Annotated in this window: 17 protein-coding genes; 16 read left to right on the forward strand and 1 reads right to left on the reverse strand. The window is 42.0% G+C overall.

Annotated elements, in window-relative coordinates; translation table 11 throughout:
* Positions 1–275: 275 nt before the first annotated feature.
* A complete protein-coding gene (locus tag DP73_RS15875; protein WP_034600744.1) occupies positions 276–920 on the reverse strand; it encodes a hypothetical protein in 645 nt (214 codons plus the stop codon).
* A 169-nt stretch (positions 921–1,089) separates the two neighbouring features.
* Between DP73_RS15875 and pstS the strand changes: the two genes are divergently transcribed.
* From pstS to DP73_RS15955, 16 genes are all read left to right on the forward strand, one after another.
* Positions 1,090–2,175, forward strand: a complete 1,086-nt coding sequence (gene pstS, locus DP73_RS15880; RefSeq protein WP_034600747.1) for a phosphate ABC transporter substrate-binding protein PstS — start codon at positions 1,090–1,092, stop codon at positions 2,173–2,175.
* Between the two features lie 58 nt (positions 2,176–2,233).
* Positions 2,234–3,178: a phosphate ABC transporter permease subunit PstC gene (gene pstC / locus DP73_RS15885; RefSeq protein WP_034600749.1), complete on the forward strand. Its 945-nt coding sequence runs from the start codon at positions 2,234–2,236 to the stop codon at positions 3,176–3,178.
* A complete protein-coding gene (gene pstA, locus DP73_RS15890; protein WP_034600750.1) occupies positions 3,175–4,011 on the forward strand; it encodes a phosphate ABC transporter permease PstA in 837 nt (278 codons plus the stop codon). Before pstC ends, pstA begins: the two co-directional genes overlap by 4 nt.
* 12 nt (positions 4,012–4,023) lie before the next feature.
* Positions 4,024–4,776, forward strand: coding sequence for a phosphate ABC transporter ATP-binding protein PstB (pstB, locus tag DP73_RS15895; RefSeq protein WP_034600753.1), 753 nt, complete (start codon positions 4,024–4,026; stop codon positions 4,774–4,776).
* A 20-nt stretch (positions 4,777–4,796) separates the two neighbouring features.
* Positions 4,797–5,447 carry a phosphate signaling complex protein PhoU gene (gene phoU, locus DP73_RS15900; RefSeq protein ID WP_034600755.1) on the forward strand — a complete coding sequence of 217 codons (651 nt, stop codon included), beginning with the start codon at positions 4,797–4,799 and terminating at the stop codon, positions 5,445–5,447.
* A 126-nt stretch (positions 5,448–5,573) separates the two neighbouring features.
* Complete coding sequence (gene rimO / locus DP73_RS15905; RefSeq protein WP_034600757.1) at positions 5,574–6,905, forward strand: 30S ribosomal protein S12 methylthiotransferase RimO; 1,332 nt, start codon at positions 5,574–5,576, stop codon at positions 6,903–6,905.
* The gene (gene pgsA / locus DP73_RS15910) at positions 6,902–7,459 is read left to right on the forward strand and encodes a CDP-diacylglycerol--glycerol-3-phosphate 3-phosphatidyltransferase (RefSeq protein WP_014903570.1); all 558 of its coding nucleotides are present in this window, start codon (positions 6,902–6,904) and stop codon (positions 7,457–7,459) included. Before rimO ends, pgsA begins: the two co-directional genes overlap by 4 nt.
* Before the next feature lie 199 nt (positions 7,460–7,658).
* Positions 7,659–8,183 (forward strand): hypothetical protein, encoded by a 525-nt coding sequence (locus DP73_RS15915; protein WP_034600759.1) that lies wholly within the window; start codon positions 7,659–7,661, stop codon positions 8,181–8,183.
* Positions 8,184–8,206: 23 nt separating this feature from the next.
* A complete protein-coding gene (locus DP73_RS15920; RefSeq protein ID WP_034600760.1) occupies positions 8,207–9,676 on the forward strand; it encodes an AAA family ATPase in 1,470 nt (489 codons plus the stop codon).
* Positions 9,677–9,839: 163 nt separating this feature from the next.
* Positions 9,840–11,078 carry a competence/damage-inducible protein A gene (locus DP73_RS15925; protein WP_034600762.1) on the forward strand — a complete coding sequence of 413 codons (1,239 nt, stop codon included), beginning with the start codon at positions 9,840–9,842 and terminating at the stop codon, positions 11,076–11,078.
* A 24-nt stretch (positions 11,079–11,102) separates the two neighbouring features.
* Positions 11,103–12,716, forward strand: coding sequence for a DEAD/DEAH box helicase (locus tag DP73_RS15930; protein WP_128751429.1), 1,614 nt, complete (start codon positions 11,103–11,105; stop codon positions 12,714–12,716).
* Between the two features lie 193 nt (positions 12,717–12,909).
* The gene (gene recA, locus DP73_RS15935) at positions 12,910–13,947 is read left to right on the forward strand and encodes a recombinase RecA (RefSeq protein WP_034600765.1); all 1,038 of its coding nucleotides are present in this window, start codon (positions 12,910–12,912) and stop codon (positions 13,945–13,947) included.
* Positions 13,934–14,464, forward strand: coding sequence for a regulatory protein RecX (locus DP73_RS15940; RefSeq protein ID WP_052090744.1), 531 nt, complete (start codon positions 13,934–13,936; stop codon positions 14,462–14,464). Before recA ends, DP73_RS15940 begins: the two co-directional genes overlap by 14 nt.
* Positions 14,465–14,742: 278 nt before the next feature.
* The gene (gene rny / locus DP73_RS15945) at positions 14,743–16,290 is read left to right on the forward strand and encodes a ribonuclease Y (protein WP_014903563.1); all 1,548 of its coding nucleotides are present in this window, start codon (positions 14,743–14,745) and stop codon (positions 16,288–16,290) included.
* 201 nt (positions 16,291–16,491) lie between these two features.
* Positions 16,492–16,995 carry a hypothetical protein gene (locus DP73_RS15950; protein ID WP_034600768.1) on the forward strand — a complete coding sequence of 168 codons (504 nt, stop codon included), beginning with the start codon at positions 16,492–16,494 and terminating at the stop codon, positions 16,993–16,995.
* Positions 16,996–17,113: 118 nt separating this feature from the next.
* Positions 17,114–17,896 (forward strand): TIGR00282 family metallophosphoesterase, encoded by a 783-nt coding sequence (locus tag DP73_RS15955; RefSeq protein WP_034600770.1) that lies wholly within the window; start codon positions 17,114–17,116, stop codon positions 17,894–17,896.
* The last annotated feature ends 118 nt before the right edge of the window (positions 17,897–18,014 follow it).

An 18,014-nucleotide genomic window follows, 5' to 3' on the forward strand; every position in this document is an offset into this window, starting at 1 on the left:
GGTCAACCCCAAAGTAAACCCGAGGGCCCAAAGGATGTTAAACGAAAGAAACATGCCAGCCCAAAAAAGATCAAGTGATTCTTAGCTTCAGATGGAGTTTGCCTAAGAGGAATACTTACTCCAGCTGAAGCTTAGAAGAACTTATCCAGAGACGTAGCAGCCGTTATCTCCCTGGGAGTCTTACGGATGCTACGTCATCGGATAAACAAGGGATTTCAAGGCCCCTAAGCTGAAAATTAGCTTAGGGGCCTTGTGAAATTTAAAATATAACACTATTAAAAGAGTTCCGCCCCGAACTCATCAACCAGAGTAGTCTCAACATCATCAAGACTTATTCTTCCTAATTCCTTAAGATGGCCATCTTCCAACCATTCCAGGTAATTTTCGTAAGTGAAATTTGGATCATCATAGTAAAATTTCAGAAGAGAAAAAGAAAAACCCTCTGCATGAGGATCCTCATCATAACGAAGCAGGTAGTATTCGGTGTCTTCAAGGTTACTCTTAAAAAATACAGCTTCTCCAGGTACAATCTGTACCACTTTAGCATCCTCATACTGACGATTGACGAATTGAAGAGTAAATGCCTGTAATGGAATCTGGTTATTAGTATGGTGTTCGGTAGTTACGCCTGATTCCGGTAGTGGGTTGCTAATTGGCTGTTGCAAAGTTTCCCAAGTGTAAACTGATTCGGTAGCCAGATCCTCTTCCATCTGTTCAGCGATAACTTCCAACCGGCGTGAAACAACTGAGGGGAGACGGAATTCTGGGCATGAAGTATTGCGACAGTGATAGACCGGAACATTATTCACACGTCCGACACCGTGGGCTAAATCAATAGGAATCGTCCTGGCTGTCAGATATCCAATATCCCCACAACCGCACATTTCGGTAGGTTCTAAAAGTTCGTCTTCATCAAACACTGATTGCACCTCGCTAAAGATTAATGTAAGTAAATTCGCCAAGTTTAAGATAATTCCTCTAAACTTATACATTAAATCTAGCCAATTAACGCAAACTTTAAAACAGATAAGATATTTTATCGAAATACTTTCTTATCAAGTTACTAGAAACCTTGAAGGGGGGATTATTATGTCTATAAAAAAATGGAGATCTATGGTTTGGATGGCCGTCTTAGTTTTGACAATTTTACTTACTGGGTGCGGAGGAGAAAACCAAGAACCAACCGGACAAGAAAAAAGTGATTCTGCTAATCTCACTGGCTCAGGAAGTTCATTTGTTTACCCTTTATTAAATCAACAAATTGAAGAGTACCGTAAAAATAACCCTAAGATTTCCATCAATTATCAAAGCACAGGTAGTGGTGCAGGAATAAAACAAGTTTCTGAGCAAACCATTGATTTTGGGGCAACTGATGGTCCCATGACAGATGAACAGCTCAAATCAGCAAAGGGAGGAAATTTGCTGCACATTCCTTTAACTCTAGGTGCCGTAGCGGTTACCTACAATCTTCCGAGTACTCCGAAGGATTTGAAAATTAGCCCTGGGGTTCTAACGGATATTTTTCTCGGCAAGATTACAAATTGGAATGATAAAAGAATTGCCGACGAGAATCCGGGAGTAGCTCTGCCGGATTTGCAAATCACAGTTGCCCATCGCTCGGATGGGAGCGGAACCACATATATTTTTTCCGATTACCTAAGCACTATCAGTCCTGAATGGCGAGAAAAAGTAGGTAAAGGGACTTCTTTAAATTGGCCTGCCGGAATTGGCGGTAAAGGTAATTCCGGAGTTGCTGGGGTAATTCAACAAACCTCCGGTTCAATCGGATATTTAGAACTGGCTTATGCAGTTCAGAACAACTTGTCCTATGCCATGATGAAAAATAAGGAGGGCAAATGGACTGCTCCATCTCTCCAAACTACCTCCGCTGCAGCAGCGGCTGCAACAATCCCTGAGGACATGAGGGTGTCAATCGTCAATGCTCCCGGAGCTGAGGCTTATCCGATAGCTGGATTCGCTTGGGCTTTAATCTATCAGAATCAAACAGATAAAGCCAAAGGCACTGCACTGGTTAACTTCATCAATTGGGCTATACATGATGGTCAGGCTCTTTCAGAGGGGTTACATTATGCAAAGCTGCCTGCTAATTTAGTAAGTCGTGAAGAAGGGATGTTAAAAACAATAACTTTTCAGGGAGAGCCCTTGCTAAAGTAATATTAGTTTTGAGTAATCTTGGGGGGCAGAAATGAAGGGAAGGCAGAAGGATTAAGAAATGAGTAAAAAGCGAAGATTTAATACCTCTTTAGGAGATCAATTCCTGAGACTTGTCACCTTCCTGATGGCCTTCAGTGTCTTGGTACTCATGGCATGGATGGGATGGCAAATGTTTGATGCTGCGCGACCTAGTATTCATACATTTGGATTTAGCTTTATTACCAGCCGTGTATGGGATCCGGTAAAGGAACAATTTGGAGCACTCCCTTTTATCTATGGCACATTAATGACCTCTCTACTGGCCTTGCTTCTAGCAGCACCCATCGGACTTGGTGTGGCAATATTTCTCAATGAAATGGCCGAATCAAAGTTTCGCGCGGTGATCGGTTTCTTAGTTGAGATGCTGGCAGCAATTCCGAGTGTTGTCTATGGACTGTGGGGGATTTTTGTCCTGGCCCCTTGGTTAAGGGAAACAGTGGAGCCCGGTCTGGCAAAGTGGTTAGGCTTTATTCCACTCTTTCAAGGTACTCCCGTAGGCTTTGGTATGTTAGCAGGTGGATTAATTCTCGCCATGATGATATTGCCGACGATTGCTGCTATCTCTAGGGAGGTTATGGCTTCCGTTCCTAATATGCAGCGTGAAGCCGCTCTTGCCCTAGGGGCGACTAAATGGGAAATGATCAAGGTAGCAGTTTTACCTTACGCTAAGACAGGAATAATGGGTGGAATAATGTTGGGCTTAGGAAGAGCACTTGGAGAGACTATGGCGGTAACTATGGTAATCGGCAATCGCCCGGATATTCTTCCTTCTTTATTTGCACCTGCCTACTCTATGGCGGCAGTGATTGCCAATGAATTTACAGAAGCTACCTATGATTTGTATTTGAGCGCATTGGTAGAAATTGGATTTATCCTGTTCGGGATTACATTAGTTCTTAACTTTCTTGCTCGGCTCCTTGTTTGGTCTGTAGCGCGTGGGCCTAAGGGAGGAAACTTGGTATGAAGGATTACATTCGAAAATATAAAAACTGGCTAATGTTGAGCATCTTTGTCGCAGCAACTGTTATAGCCTTGGTGCCCTTGTTTGGAGTTTTAGGGTATGTCTTGAAAAATGGCCTTGGGGCATTGAATATGCAGTTTTTTACCAACTTACCCAAAGCCATGGGGCTGTCAGGTGGGGGGATGGCCAATGCTATAGTAGGGACTTTGATCATGGTATTAATTGCGAGTCTGATCGGTATTCCGGTTGGGATTCTGGCAGGAATTTATCTAACGGAATATGATCGCCATAGTTGGTTCAGTACAGCGGTTCGTTTTGCAACGGACGTATTAACAGGTATCCCTTCAATAATTGTTGGGATAGTTATCTATACAGCCGTAGTATTAAAAATGGGTAACTTTTCGGCCCTGGCAGGTGGTTTGGCCTTGGCAATTATTATGATTCCCTTAATCATTCGTTCCACAGAAGAAATGCTAAAGCTTGTTTCCCATTCAATTAGAGAAGCAGGATATGCTTTAGGTATATCTAAGGGTAAAACTATTTTAAAAATTGTGCTTCCAACTGCCGCCAAAGGAATAATTACCGGAGCAATGTTAGCCATCGCTCGTGTCTCAGGGGAAACCGCTCCTTTATTATTTACGGCCTTAGGGAATCAGTATTGGGCACGATCTCTGAATGAGCCTATTGCTTCGTTGCCCGTTCAAATTTTCCAATATGCTACATCTCCTTATAAGGAGTGGCACCAACTTGCTTGGGCCGGATCCTTAGTATTAATTCTTTTGATTATTATTATAAATTTGGCTGCCCGATTTGCATTTCGCTCGAGACATAGTTAGGAGGGGATCTATGTGGGACAGACTTTGAGTGTTCGTAAGCTTGAAGCGTGGTATGGCCCTAACAAGACTCTTAAGGGCATAAACATGGAGATTGAGGCTAATCATGTGACAGCTATTATTGGCCCGTCAGGATGTGGAAAGTCAACTTTTGTTCGTTGTATAAACCGTATGCATGAGACGTTGCCCGGCACAAAGGTTATTGGAGAAATCATTTTAGATGGAGAAAGCATTTATGACCAAGATCCCGTGGCCTTAAGAAAAACTGTCGGCATGGTTTTTCAAAAACCAAACCCCTTTCCTTCAATGAGTATTTTTGAGAATGTGGTTGCCGGGGTCCGATTAAATGGTCAGAGAAACAAGCAAAACCTACAGGCCATTGCCGAGAGAAGTTTACGGATGGCTGCTCTCTGGGATGAAGTAAAAGATCGCTTGAATTATTCAGGTATTAGTTTATCAGGTGGTCAGCAGCAGCGTTTGTGTATCGCTAGAGCGTTGGCAGTTGAACCTGAGATACTGCTTATGGATGAACCGGCCTCAGCCTTAGACCCTATAGCGACAACTCACATTGAAGAATTAATTAGGCAATTAAGAGATAATTACACCATCCTTATAGTTACGCATAATATGCAACAAGCGGCACGAATTGCAGATTCTACAGCGTTTTTTCTTAATGGAGAACTTGTTGAGCATGGAGCAACCTCTGAAATATTTACAAACCCAAAAGATAAACGAACTGAGGACTATATTACTGGGCGATTCGGCTAGAAAAGGAGGATGTGGTTTAAATGAGACAGTCACTTAACGAAGGACAATTTGTTTTAATCCAGCTACTTAAAGATATGGGAAAAGAGGTTGAACGTATTTTGCAGGGTTGTATGCAGACGTTAATTTCTTTAGATCGAATACAAGCAGATTATTGGATTGCCGAAGATCAGAAAATTAACGACTTCGAACGTCAAGTCGATGATGAATGTGTGCGTTTAATTGCAACCCAGCAGCCTGTTGCCAAAGATTTGCGGAAAATTATTTCGGCGATGAAAATATCCACTGACCTTGAACGCATGGGAGATTTAGCCATTGATATAGCCAAGATTGTCCGGAGAATCGAGGGTCCTTTAATTAAGCAGCTTATTGATATTCCCCTGATGGCGGAGAAAGCTCTGGAAATGATGAGACGAGGCTTAGAAGCCTATGCTATCGAGGATATGGAACTTGCCAATGGTTTAGCGGATCAAGATGATCAAGTTGATCAGCTGTATAAGAAAGTTGTCAGAGATTTACTGGTAATTATGACAGAAAGGCCGGAAGTTTTAGATCAGGGCATGTACTTAGCCTTTGTGGGGCGATACCTAGAAAGGTTTGCAGATCATGCAACTAATATTGGAGAAAATGTCATATACATTGCAACAGCTGGGAGACAAGATTTGAACAAGTAATAATTTTTTTTGACAAATGTTTGACGGAATGCATACTCTGAATACTAGATACTGTTAATATTTTTTGACCTTGTTGAAGTGTTGGTTTATACTAAGTAAAGCAGACCAATGATATGAGGTGTAGTGTTGACTAAGAAAGTTGCAGTTGTCACTTTAGGTTGTCCTAAAAATCAAGTGGACAGTGAAGTGATGTCAGGTTTACTGGCTAAAGATCACATATTTGTTGAAAACCCTGAAGAGGCAGAAGTTATTGTTGTAAATACCTGTACGTTTATTCAATCTGCCAAGGAAGAATCCATTGAAGCCATTTTTGAAATGGCCAATCTTAAGAAATCTGGTAATTGTCAGACCTTGATTGCAGCTGGCTGTTTAGCTCAAAGATATGGTTCAGAATTAATGCAGGATATTCCTGAATTAGACGGTGTTCTTGGAACGGGGAATATCGATGAAATAACAAAGTTAGTTCAAGCAACTGAAGAATCGCGTACCTCTCTGATTAAGCAAGGAGCACCGGATTTTCTCCACAATGAACAGATGGCCAGAATCCGTTCTACACCGGATTATCTCGCCTATGTAAAAGTTGCCGAGGGTTGCGATAACTATTGTACTTATTGTGTTATTCCCTATGTACGTGGGCGTTTTCGTAGTCGCCCTCTGGAATCCGTAATTCATGAAGTAAAAGAAATGGCTGCTCAAGGAGTTAAGGAAATCCTGGTTATGGGCCAAGATACCACCCGTTATGGGCAGGATCTATATAATGAACTTCGACTTCCTGAGCTCATTCGTGAGCTTGCTCTTATAGAAGGAATCGAATGGATTAGATTAATGTATTGTTATCCAGAGCGTTTCTCGGATGAATTAATTGAAGTTATGCGCCAAGAACCGAAGGTTTGTAAGTATATTGACTTACCGTTGCAACATGCAGATAATAAAATATTAAGAGACATGAATCGGCGGGGAACTATTGAACAAGCAGAGATCCTGATTAATAAATTACGGACTGCAATTCCGGACATAACTCTGCGAACAACTATGATTACTGGTTTCCCCGGAGAAACTGAGCAAGAATTTCAAACGATGCTTGATTTTATTAAGCGAGTCCAATTTGATCGCCTTGGTGTTTTTGCCTACTCTCAAGAGGAAAATACCCCGGCAGGTCAAAGAGAAGATCAGGTACCCGTGGAACTTCGCGAACAGCGAAGAGATCAGATTATGGAAATTCAACAAGGCATATCTCGGCAACGACTTCAGCGTTGGGTTAATAGAATTGTTAAGGTGCTTATAGAGGTAAAACTGCCCGATGGCCGGTGGATGGGACGAACAGAAGGGGATGCTCCAGAAATCGATGGTCAAGTCTATATCAAGGATACACAGGTCTCATTTGAAGAAGGGGAAATGGTCAAAGTTCGCATCATTGAGGCGGATAACTACGATTTAGTGGGAGTGGTTGTCTCGTGAATTTACCCAATCGATTAACCCTAGCCAGAATTGTATTGATACCAGTTTTTATGACCTTATTGTTATTGAAATTTCCAAAAGGTTATACCCTTTTTCCTTATCAAGACTTGGTGGCGGCGGTAATCTTTATCTTGGCTGCCGCTACAGATGGCTTGGATGGCTATATTGCGCGTAAGCGTAATCAAGTTACGAATTTGGGCAAATTCATGGATCCCTTAGCTGACAAGCTTTTAGTGTCAGCTGCTCTAATATCTTTAGTTCAGCTCGGAGAGGTTACGGCGTGGATCGCTTGGATCATCTTGGCCAGAGAGTTTGCAGTTACAGGGCTTCGAGCCATTGCTGCCGTCGACAGGGTTGTGATTAGTGCCAGTAAACTTGGTAAAATTAAAACCACGACTCAAGTAATTGCAATTTCAGCAATACTATTACACGATTGGCCACTTTCTCTTGTAGGTATATATATTGGTCAACCGCTTTTGTACATAGCCCTGTTTTTCACAGTTATATCAGGCCTGGATTATCTAATGAAATCTCGTAAATTATTACGTAAGTAGTTTATACTCAAATTCCGCGCAACTATCAATGAGTGCTCTTCCAAAGATGAGCACTCATTTTTAATGTTCTGAACGGAGTGTTAATTAAAAAAAGTCTTCCTCATATAACCATATTTGGCTATAAAATTTTTTTTCTCAGTATATACTACGTGCTATAATGTCGATATAGCATGTAGTATATCAAATGGAGGAAAATATGATGACAAATCGCCGAATACTGTTGATTAGCCTCGTTGGATTTCTGATATTTGGATTGCTACTAGGGGGTAGATACATTTATCAGAAGCAGTGGGTTGATGTTACCATCTTAAGTCAAAGTCAGGAAATCCCCGGAGTTGTTTCAGCGAAAGTCGAAAGTCACAATGGTTTAAAAGAGATGGTTGTAAAGACCAATCAGTTAACTAACCTTCGACAAGCCTGCCAGATATTAAAAAAAGTTGCGGAAAATGTGCCGATTCGATTTATTGACAGCAGGAATCAAACCCTTGAGCGGGTTCTTGGGCAAATGCAGTTTGCTGTACAGGAAGGTATCGTAAGTGGAAACTTTACGGTTATGGCCCAAAATCTAAGAACCCAAGCAGAAAATGAAGGTGTCAATTTAGAACTGGAAATGGATAGTGACGCCATTTATTTGATCCTTAATCAGGGCCAAGCTCAGCTGATAGAGGTTATCGAACGGAATGGGCAAGGTGAATTTCTATCCAGTGAAAAGGATATGGGTTAATTAAGAAAGGGAGAAGGTAAGGTATGAAATATGACATCTTATTAGGCCTTGGGATAGGAGTCTTCGCCTTTTTAATGACAATGGGCTATAACGTATTTCCTATAGGGTTGCTTTTCGTAACGAGTTATCTGGTTTGGAAATATGTCATTTCTCGCCAGATGGTTAAAAATGGCAGCGGTGTAGCCGTGCTGACAACGGGAATAGATTTTGAGGACATCGGAGGGCAAAGTGTCGCTAAAAAAGAGTTGCAGGAAGCATTAGACTTTCTACTCTATTCAGATAGAATGAAAGCCTTAGGAATTCGTCCTTTGAAAGGAATATTATTGTCCGGTCCCACTGGGACAGGTAAAACATTATTAGCTAAAGCAGCTGCTAGGTATACAAATTCGGCATTCTTATCAGTATCTGGTAGTGAGTTTGTGGAAATGTACGCAGGTGTCGGAGCTGAAAGAGTACGTGGCTTGTTTCGCAGAGCAAGGGAAATGGTGCGCAAGGAGAAGAAGTCTAGTGCCATTATTTTCATTGATGAAATGGATATTTTAGGGGCAAAGCGTGGCAGCAATGTATCCCATCATGAATATGATCAAACACTTAATCAACTCCTTATTGAGATGGATGGTCTTAAAGCAGATCAAGGTCCTAACATCCTAGTTATGGGTGCAACGAATCGGCCGGAAGCCCTAGACGCTGCCTTACTTCGCCCAGGACGTTTTGATAGGCAAGTGAAAGTTGATTTGCCAGATAAAGACGGACGATTAGCAATACTAAAAATTCATACAAAGAATAAGCCACTAGCACCGGAAGTGCGCTTAGAAAATATTGCTCATGAGACTTTTGGTTTTTCAGGTGCTCATTTAGAGAGCTTAACCAATGAAGCCGCTATCCTGGCAATGCGTGAGGAAGCATGTGAGATTAATGAACACCATTTACATGAGGCTGTTGAAAAGGTGATGTTGGGCGAAAAACTTGATCGAAAACCAACCCCAGAGGAATTACGGCGTATTGCGATTCATGAAAGTGGCCATGCCCTCCTGGCAGAAACGGTTCGACCAAATTCTGTTTCCCAGGTCTCTATTCGCTCTAGAGGAAATGCTCTTGGTTACGTTCGCCATTACCCCAAAGATGATTTATATCTTTACACAAAGGATATGTTGGAAGAGCAGATTATGGTGGCCTTAGCAGGAGCAGTTGCTGAAGAACAGATTTTAGGAACCCGAAGCACCGGTGCCGCCGGAGATTATGAGCAAGCCTTAAGTCTTGTTGAAAAGATGCTGCTGGCAGGTATGTCTTCGTTGGGAGTTGCTGATATTTCTCGCTTGAATGCAGATCAACGTCAAACTGAGACAAGAGATATTTTGACTGGGCTTGAAGAACGAACGACAAAAATTCTTAAGGCGAACATTGAAACCTTATTAAGGATTACTAAGATTCTTGAAGAAGAAGAGACTTTAGGCGGGGAAGTCTTAAGATCTCATTTACAGACTGTAGCCTAAGCAAAGCCCTCCCAAGTTGAAGGATAACCTTAACTTGGGAGGGATTTTTCCATTTCCTTGATATTTTAACAAGACAAAGAAGGATATTTTCGTGCCAGATCAGAAATAATTAATCAGGTATGAATCATGAATTTGCGTTGCTTATAGGAGAGTGATAAACTATATGAAAGCTGAAATTGTCTCAACTGGGACTGAATTATTACTTGGAGAAACCCTCAATACCAGTACTCACTATTTAACAGGAAAACTGTCGTCATTAGGCATTGAAGTAGACTACCATACGACCGTAGGGGACAATCCAGACCGATTAGAACAAGTTTTACGCCAAGCAATTGAGCGCAGTGATCTTATCGTTACAACTGGAGGGTTGGGTCCAACAATAGATGACTTAACAAAGGAACTGGTTGCTAAAGTCTTAGATTTGAAAATGGAGATAGATTCCGCAAGTTTAGAACAGATTAAGCAGTTCTTTGGCCGCAGAAAAGCTCCAATGCCTTCTAGTAATGAGAAACAAGCCTTCTTTCCCACAGGTTCAAAGATCTTGCCTAACCCTATAGGAACCGCTCCGGGAGCTGTTATTACTAAAGATAACAAGACCGTTGTTATCTTGCCTGGTCCTCCTTTTGAAATGCAGCCTATGTTTGATAACTATGTTTGGCCAGAATTAGAGCAAATGATTGGACTGCATGTTGTACGAATGAAGGAGCGTGTCCTAAAAGTTTTTGGTATAGGAGAATCTGCTATTGAGAAAGTACTTTATGACCTGATGAATCTTCCTAATCTTACGATGGCCTTATTAGCTAAAAGAGCAGAGATGCACATTCGTTTAGTTGCCAGAAGCACTGAAATCATGTCGGGTGAGGCTAATAAGGCTCTGGATCAAGTGGAAGAGGAGATTCGCCGGCGTTTAGGAAATAAAGTATTTGGGCGAGATCAAGAAACTATGGTCAGCATTGTTGGAAGAACTCTAAATAACAAGAATTTAACAATTTCTACAGCTGAATCATGTACAGGAGGCTTGCTTGGGGCAGCTTTAACTCAGGAACCGGGCAGCTCCAAGTTTTATTTAGGTGGAGTAGTGAGTTATTCAAATTCTTTAAAACAAGGCCTACTAGGAGTAAGTGAGAAAAACCTTAAAGCATTTGGAGCAGTGAGTGAAGAGGTTGCCAAGGAAATGGCATTTGGAATTCGTTCCAAGACAGGATCAGATCTGGCTATCTCAACAACAGGAATAGCAGGGCCAGATGGAGGCAGTGATGAGAAACCGGTGGGACTAGTTTACATTGGTTTTGCAACGGCTAAGGGTGTCCATGCTGAAAAATTTCAGTTTTATGGTGAACGGGAGTCTGTTCGTCAGTTGACCGTTCAAGCTGCCCTTAATGGAGTACGCCTGATATGTTGAACAGTGAAGGGAGATTACAATTAGGTGATGGTTGAACGTTTACAGACCTTTGGGGATATACAGTTAAGTAAACCACTTTTACAAGCCCTTACGGAGATGGGTTTTGAAGAGCCTTCTCCAATTCAAAAAGAAGCAATTCCTGTTGCATTAGACGGAGTAGATCTTATCGGACAGGCGCAGACAGGTACGGGTAAAACAGCTGCTTTTGGAATTCCTATTACCGAAAAGGTAAATGCTAAGTTTCAAGCAGTTCAGGCGCTTATTGTAACACCTACTCGAGAATTAGCTATTCAGGTTTCGGAAGAAATTGCCAAGCTTGGAAAATATAAGCACGTAAAACCTTTGCCAATCTATGGCGGGCAGCCTATTGATCGCCAAATTCGAGCATTACGAATGGGTTATCAAGTGGTTGTTGGAACACCGGGCAGGTTATTGGATCATCTGAATCGTGGGACACTGCGTTTGCAGCATGTAAAAACGGTAGTTCTGGATGAGGCCGATGAAATGCTGGATATGGGCTTTATCGACGACATCGAGAGCCTTCTCCGGGAGGTTCCGGCAGAAGGTAAGCAAGTTCTCCTCTTCTCAGCGACCATGCCTCCCGGAATTAGAAAATTGGCCCAAACGTATATGAACTCACCGCGTTCTGTTACGGTGAGTCGAGATGAATTAACTGTACCTCTGATTGAACAGGTTTTCTATGAGACTAGGGAAAGCATTAAAGTAGATGCCTTAGGGCGGATCATTGATATGGAGGATATCGGTCAGGGGATTATTTTTTGTCGTACAAAACGCGGAGTCGATGAACTGGTAGTGGCGCTGGAGGCAAGAGGATATTTTGCTGATGCTCTGCATGGAGATTTAAGCCAACAACAGCGGGATCGAGTTATGAAGCGGTTTAGGGATGGGAAGACCGAATTGCTAATTGCTACAGATGTTGCTGCCCGGGGATTAGATATTAATAATGTAACCCATGTTATTAACTTTGATATTCCACAAGATCCGGTGTCCTATGTGCATCGGATTGGACGAACAGGGCGAATTGGCCGTAAGGGGCAAGCAATAACCTTAATATCCCCAAAAGAATATCGCCAGCTGCGCCTAATCGAAAATCTTATTAAAACGAGGATTAGACGGCAGGAGCTGCCTTCCTTAGCTGATATTAGTGAGCGTCAAGCCGAAAATATCAAGATGCAGTTGATTAAGTTAATGCAAAGTAATCGATTGGGAAACTACCGTGCCATTGTTGGTGACTTGCTTCAAGAATATGATTCTATGGATGTAGCAGCTGCGGCCTTAAAATATGCTATAGAGGGTGCAAATGTCGATGAACTTGTTGAAGGCAGAGAGCCAGACGAACAGCTCTTTGCTAACACGGGAGCATCAGCAGGTATGGTGCGCTTTTTTATAAACATCGGAAGACTTCAACAAGTTCGCCCCCAGGATATTATCCGCTGGATTGCAGATCAAAGCGGGATCTCTGGAAACAGTATCGGAATAATAAATATTTATGATAAATTTACCTTTGTAGAAATTCCTGAGAAATATGCTTCTAGAGTTCAAAGCTGTATGCATCAGACTATGATCAAAGGCCGTAAGGTGAGTGTCGAACCAGCTAAAGCACGTGAAAACTTCTAATGTTGATTAGAATAAGCCTAAAAAGCTAACCGTTGTGGTTAGCTTTTTGCGTAATTAAGCAAAAAGGCTTTACTAAGAGTTTCATAAACAAATTGACAAGTATTGAGGAGGACATCTATAATAAGAACCGAACAGATGTTTTGCTAAAGTGACAAAATGCTAAGGCATATGAGAAGGATAAGGAGGATAAAGCATGGCCGAAACAAATAAGCTCAAGGCACTTGATATTGCTCTTGCTCAGATTGAAAAGCAATTCGGTAAAGGTTCGATTATGAAACTCGGAGAGTCCTCGACAGACAGGATGATTGATATTATTCCGACAGGTTCTTTGGCAATAGACCTGGCTTTAGGAGTTGGAGGGGTGCCTAGAGGGAGGATTATCGAAATCTACGGACCCGAGTCTTCAGGAAAAACTACAGTAGCCCTTCATATTATTGCCGAGGCGCAGAAATTGGGGGGAGCAGCAGCATTCATAGATGCTGAGCACGCCCTTGATCCGGTATATGCAAAAGCGTTAGGGGTTAATATTGATGACTTGCTTGTTGCTCAGCCGGATACTGGGGAACAGGGCTTAGAAATCTGCGAAGCTCTAGTGCGCAGTGCTGCCGTCGATGTAATCGTGGTTGACTCTGTTGCTGCTTTAGTGCCACGTGCCGAGATTGAGGGCGAAATGGGGGACAATCATGTCGGCTTGCATGCTCGACTGATGTCCCAAGCCTTGCGTAAGCTGACCGGATCAATCAGCAAGAGTAATACTTGTGTTATTTTTATTAACCAAATCCGCGAAAAGATCGGGGTAATGTTTGGTAGTCCGGAAACCACAACCGGTGGGCGCGCTCTAAAGTTTTATGCCTCAATTCGGATGGACATACGTCGTCAAGAAGCCATAAAATCTGGGCAGGATGTAGTTGGCAACAAGACCCGGGTAAAAGTGGTCAAGAATAAAGTTGCCCCCCCTTTTAAACAAGCTGATTTTGACATTATGTATGGAGAAGGTATTTCTCGTGAAGGAAGTATTGTCGATATCGGGACAGAGATGGAGATAATCGCCAAGTCAGGCGCTTGGTATTCCTATAATGGAGAGCGGTTGGGGCAGGGCCGGGAGAATGTCAAAGAGCACCTTAAACAACATCCGGAAATAGCTCTTGAGCTAGAACAACGGATTCGCGCTAACTTAATGCCTGTAGCAGTTACCGCTGATAAAGAGGAAGATACGTTTGAAGAGTTCTAAACCTCCTAAAAGCGTAATGGAAACTGCTCTTGATGCAATATCTCGTCGACTTCTTACTTATCACGAATTAGAAACTCGTCTAATTGAGAAAGGCTATGAAAGTTCGGAGATTAAGGCTGCTTTAGAACGAATTGTTGAATGGGGCTATGTTAATGATCGAGAGTTAGCGTTAATGTATTCGGAAAGTCGACTTAAGCGTTATTCTCGGCGAAGGGTTCAACAAGATATGCAAAATCGAGGGATCGAATCGGAATTAATTGAACAGGCCCTAAAAACAACGTATTCTAGTAAGGATGAGCACGAGCAGTGCTTGTTGCTGGCTGAACGTTGGTATACTCAAGAAGAAAAACGGTGGGAATTGAAGTATGCGGCAGATAACGCCAAAAGAACCATCCCTCGTGAACTATGGGTTCGACAAAAAGTAACTCGCAAGCTTGTTCAGAGAGGTTATCCTTCAGATACGGTGCGAAGTGTTATCAATCAAATCGGAAATGAGAGAGAAGACAGCAGTGTATAGAATTGAGCTATTTAGGACAAGCTTGACATTAACTGCAAATGATATTAAAATCTTAACAGAGACCTGTCTCTGTTAAGATTTAACCTTTAAAGGTTTTCTTATAGATTTCGTTGTAGTTAGCTAAAATATGGTTTTTTTGACTAGCGAGCGAGAGTTGTAGGAAACAGGAAGAATGCCTGTTTTAAAGGTTATGCTTAGAGTGACTGGTTTTGGAAACCAGTTTTTTTTATGTAATAATAGAATTTAAAAAATTTAAACCAAAGGAGGTGTGTAGACGTATGATCGAACTAATTATCACAGGGTTGGTCTCGGTTCTAGTGGGATTAGGTTTAGGTATCTTTGCTGGTTGGCTTTTCCGCAAGAATACTGCTGAAAAGAGTATTGGCTCTGCAGAAGAGGAAGCAAAACGGATTGTTGAAAATGCCCATGCGGCAGCAGAAAGCAAGAAAAGGGAGTCCGTAGTTGCAGCCAAAGAAGAAGTTATGCATATTCGCAATGAAGTTGAAAAGGAAACCCGGGAACGGCGCAACGAACTTCAACGGTTAGAACGACGCTTGCTTCAAAAAGAGGAAAGTCTAGATCGGAAAATTGAATCACTAGAACGCAAAGAGGAAAACCTACACCGCAAAGATAGTGAAGTAGAACAACTTAAAGAAGAGTTGACTCAGATTGTAGGTAAGGAACAGGCGGAACTAGAACGTTTATCAGGTATGACCTCGGAAGAGGCTAAACAGTTGTTGCTTAAACGTGTAGAAGAAGACGTTCGTTATGAATCGGCGATTCTAATTAAGGAAATTGAAACTCGTGCAAAAGAAGAAGCTGAGAAAAGGGCAAAGAATATTATTGCCTTAGCAATACAGCGATGCGCAGCTGATCATGTCGCTGAAACAACAGTATCTGTTGTAGCATTGCCGAGTGACGAAATGAAGGGTCGGATTATTGGTCGTGAGGGGCGTAATATCCGTACCATTGAAACCCTAACGGGGATTGATCTTATCATTGATGATACTCCTGAGGCTGTTATACTATCAGGATTTGATCCAATTCGCAGAGAGGTTGCGCGGATTGCTCTTGAAAAACTCATAGCAGATGGTCGAATACATCCGGCACGGATCGAAGAGATGGTAGAGAAGGCTCAGAAGGAAGTTGACCAAAAGATTAGAGAAGAAGGAGAGCAGGCGACTTTTGAGACAGGGGTACATGGATTGCATCCTGAATTAATTCGTTTGCTGGGCCGACTTAAGTTCCGTACAAGTTATGGACAAAATGTCCTAAAACACTCGACAGAAGTATCCCATTTAGCAGGCTTAATGGCTGCTGAGTTGGGAGTTGATATTCAGCTTGCTAAACGTGCGGGTCTGCTCCATGACATAGGTAAGGCAGTTGACCATGATATGGAAGGTACCCACGTTCAAATCGGTGTTGACTTAGTCAAAAAATACAAAGAGTCCACCGAAGTAACCCATGCAATCGAAGCTCATCATAATGATGTGGAACCAAAGACAATTGTTGCAGTACTTGTGGCAGCGGCAGATGCAGTTTCAGCAGCTCGTCCTGGTGCCCGCAGAGAAACTCTGGAAACTTATATCAAGCGGCTTCAAAAGCTTGAAGAGATTGCTGAGAGTTTTGAAGGGGTAGAAAAATGTTTTGCTATCCAAGCAGGACGTGAAGTCCGCATTATCGTTAAACCGGATAAAATTGACGATGTGTTGGCTCCGCGTGTTGCACGAGAGATCAGTAAGCGGATTGAGGAAGAACTCGAATATCCGGGACAAATAAAAGTGGTTGTTATCCGGGAAACTCGGGCAGTAGATTTTGCAAAGTAATTATTATACAAAATAAACAATCAGGCGACCATTGGTCGCCTGATTGTTATTAGGAGCCAGGTAATAAGGCGTAAGGCTTAGTTTCTAGGGCTAATCCCATAAATGACCAGCTTAAATATGCGTTGATTGAGCAGGAGATTGTTGAATGATGCCGAATAGTAAGCATGTTAGGACAGCGTATAGAGAGGGCTGAAATCGAGAATGTTTAGTTATAAAGATGGAGGGCGTTTGCAAGACGGAGTTGGTCTGCTTACTTCAATACTCATGAGATATAACGAGGTGGGATCAGTTCACTATTGGAGAGAAGAACATGCACTAAAGTTCACGTTCCTGGTTTCCCAACCTCAAAAGGTTAAGTCTCTCCAGGATTTATTAATACCTGCCTTGGAATTCTTCCATCACTTAGAAGGCCAAAAAATGCGAGTTTTTGATGTGGTTTGTAGAAGCGAGGAGTCAGTCTGTGTCATTACTGTGACCAGAGATGTTGATAGTATGTCTCAACGGGAGGTAGGACTAATCGTTGAGCTTATTAAAAGGAAGTATAAGCTGGAATTGATTTATGATGAATTATATTTGCCAGAAGATGAACAGGTATATCAGGAAGAAAAGATTAGTCAGATGTTGTCTTCCATTCAGAGCAATGATATTAATAAAAATGTTCTAGCCTTGCGAGAGGAAGGCAAAGTATTAGTATTTAAGACGTAAATGATTATATTTTCTTATAGAAATTTAAGTTGAAACAGTTATTTAGTATAGTAAAAAATGGTATCCTATTTATAATGGGCTAAATTAGAGTTGGCCGCTGGGAAGGAGGGTTAATTATTTGCACATACTGTTTATAGGGGATATAGTGGGAAAACCCGGAAGAGAGGCTGTTAAACGATTCCTGAAACCACTTCAAGAGAAACATCAAATTGATGTAACGATTGCCAATGGTGAAAATGCAGCTGCAGGAAAAGGCTTAACCAAAGAGATTGCCGATGAGCTCTATGCCAATGGAATCGAATTCTTAACAATGGGCAATCATGTTTGGGATCAAAGAGATATTATGAACTTTATTGATCGTGAGTCTAGGTTAATTAGGCCAGCTAATTATCCCGTTGGAGCACCGGGACAAGGACATGGTTTCATCCGTACTATGGGTAAAAAGATTGGTGTTTTGAATCTTTCAGGCCGGGTATTTTTACCCTCACTAGATGACCCATTCAGTGGAGCTATTCGCTGGATTAATCAAATCAAACAGGAAACCCCCATCATTATTGTAGATTTTCATGCTGAAGCCACATCAGAAAAGGTTGCTATGGGGTGGTTTCTAGATGGAAAGGTTAGTGCAGTCATTGGTACTCATACTCATATCCAAACTGCAGACGCTCGCTTACTTGACCAAGGAACAGCGTATATTACTGATGTCGGTATGACTGGGCCCAGGGATTCAGTACTAGGAGTAAAGAAGGAAATAATTATCAATCGCTTTTTAACTCAGCTGCCTGCAAAGTTTGAATTAGCAAGTGGACCAATACAGCTGAATGCTGTGGTTTTAGATATTGACGAAGAGACAGGGAAAGCGCGGCGGATCGAAGCAATTCAAGTGACTGGTGAAAAGTGATACTGCCCAAATTCACCCCAAGGTTTATTGGAAAAATGTTTTATCGATGAAAAATCTGAAAATTCTTTATTGATAAATAGAGGATTTTGTCTGCTCCTTCTCGAATACATATATTCTA

This window comes from Desulfosporosinus sp. HMP52 (assembly GCF_000765145.1).
In the GTDB taxonomy this organism is placed as follows: domain Bacteria; phylum Bacillota; class Desulfitobacteriia; order Desulfitobacteriales; family Desulfitobacteriaceae; genus Desulfosporosinus.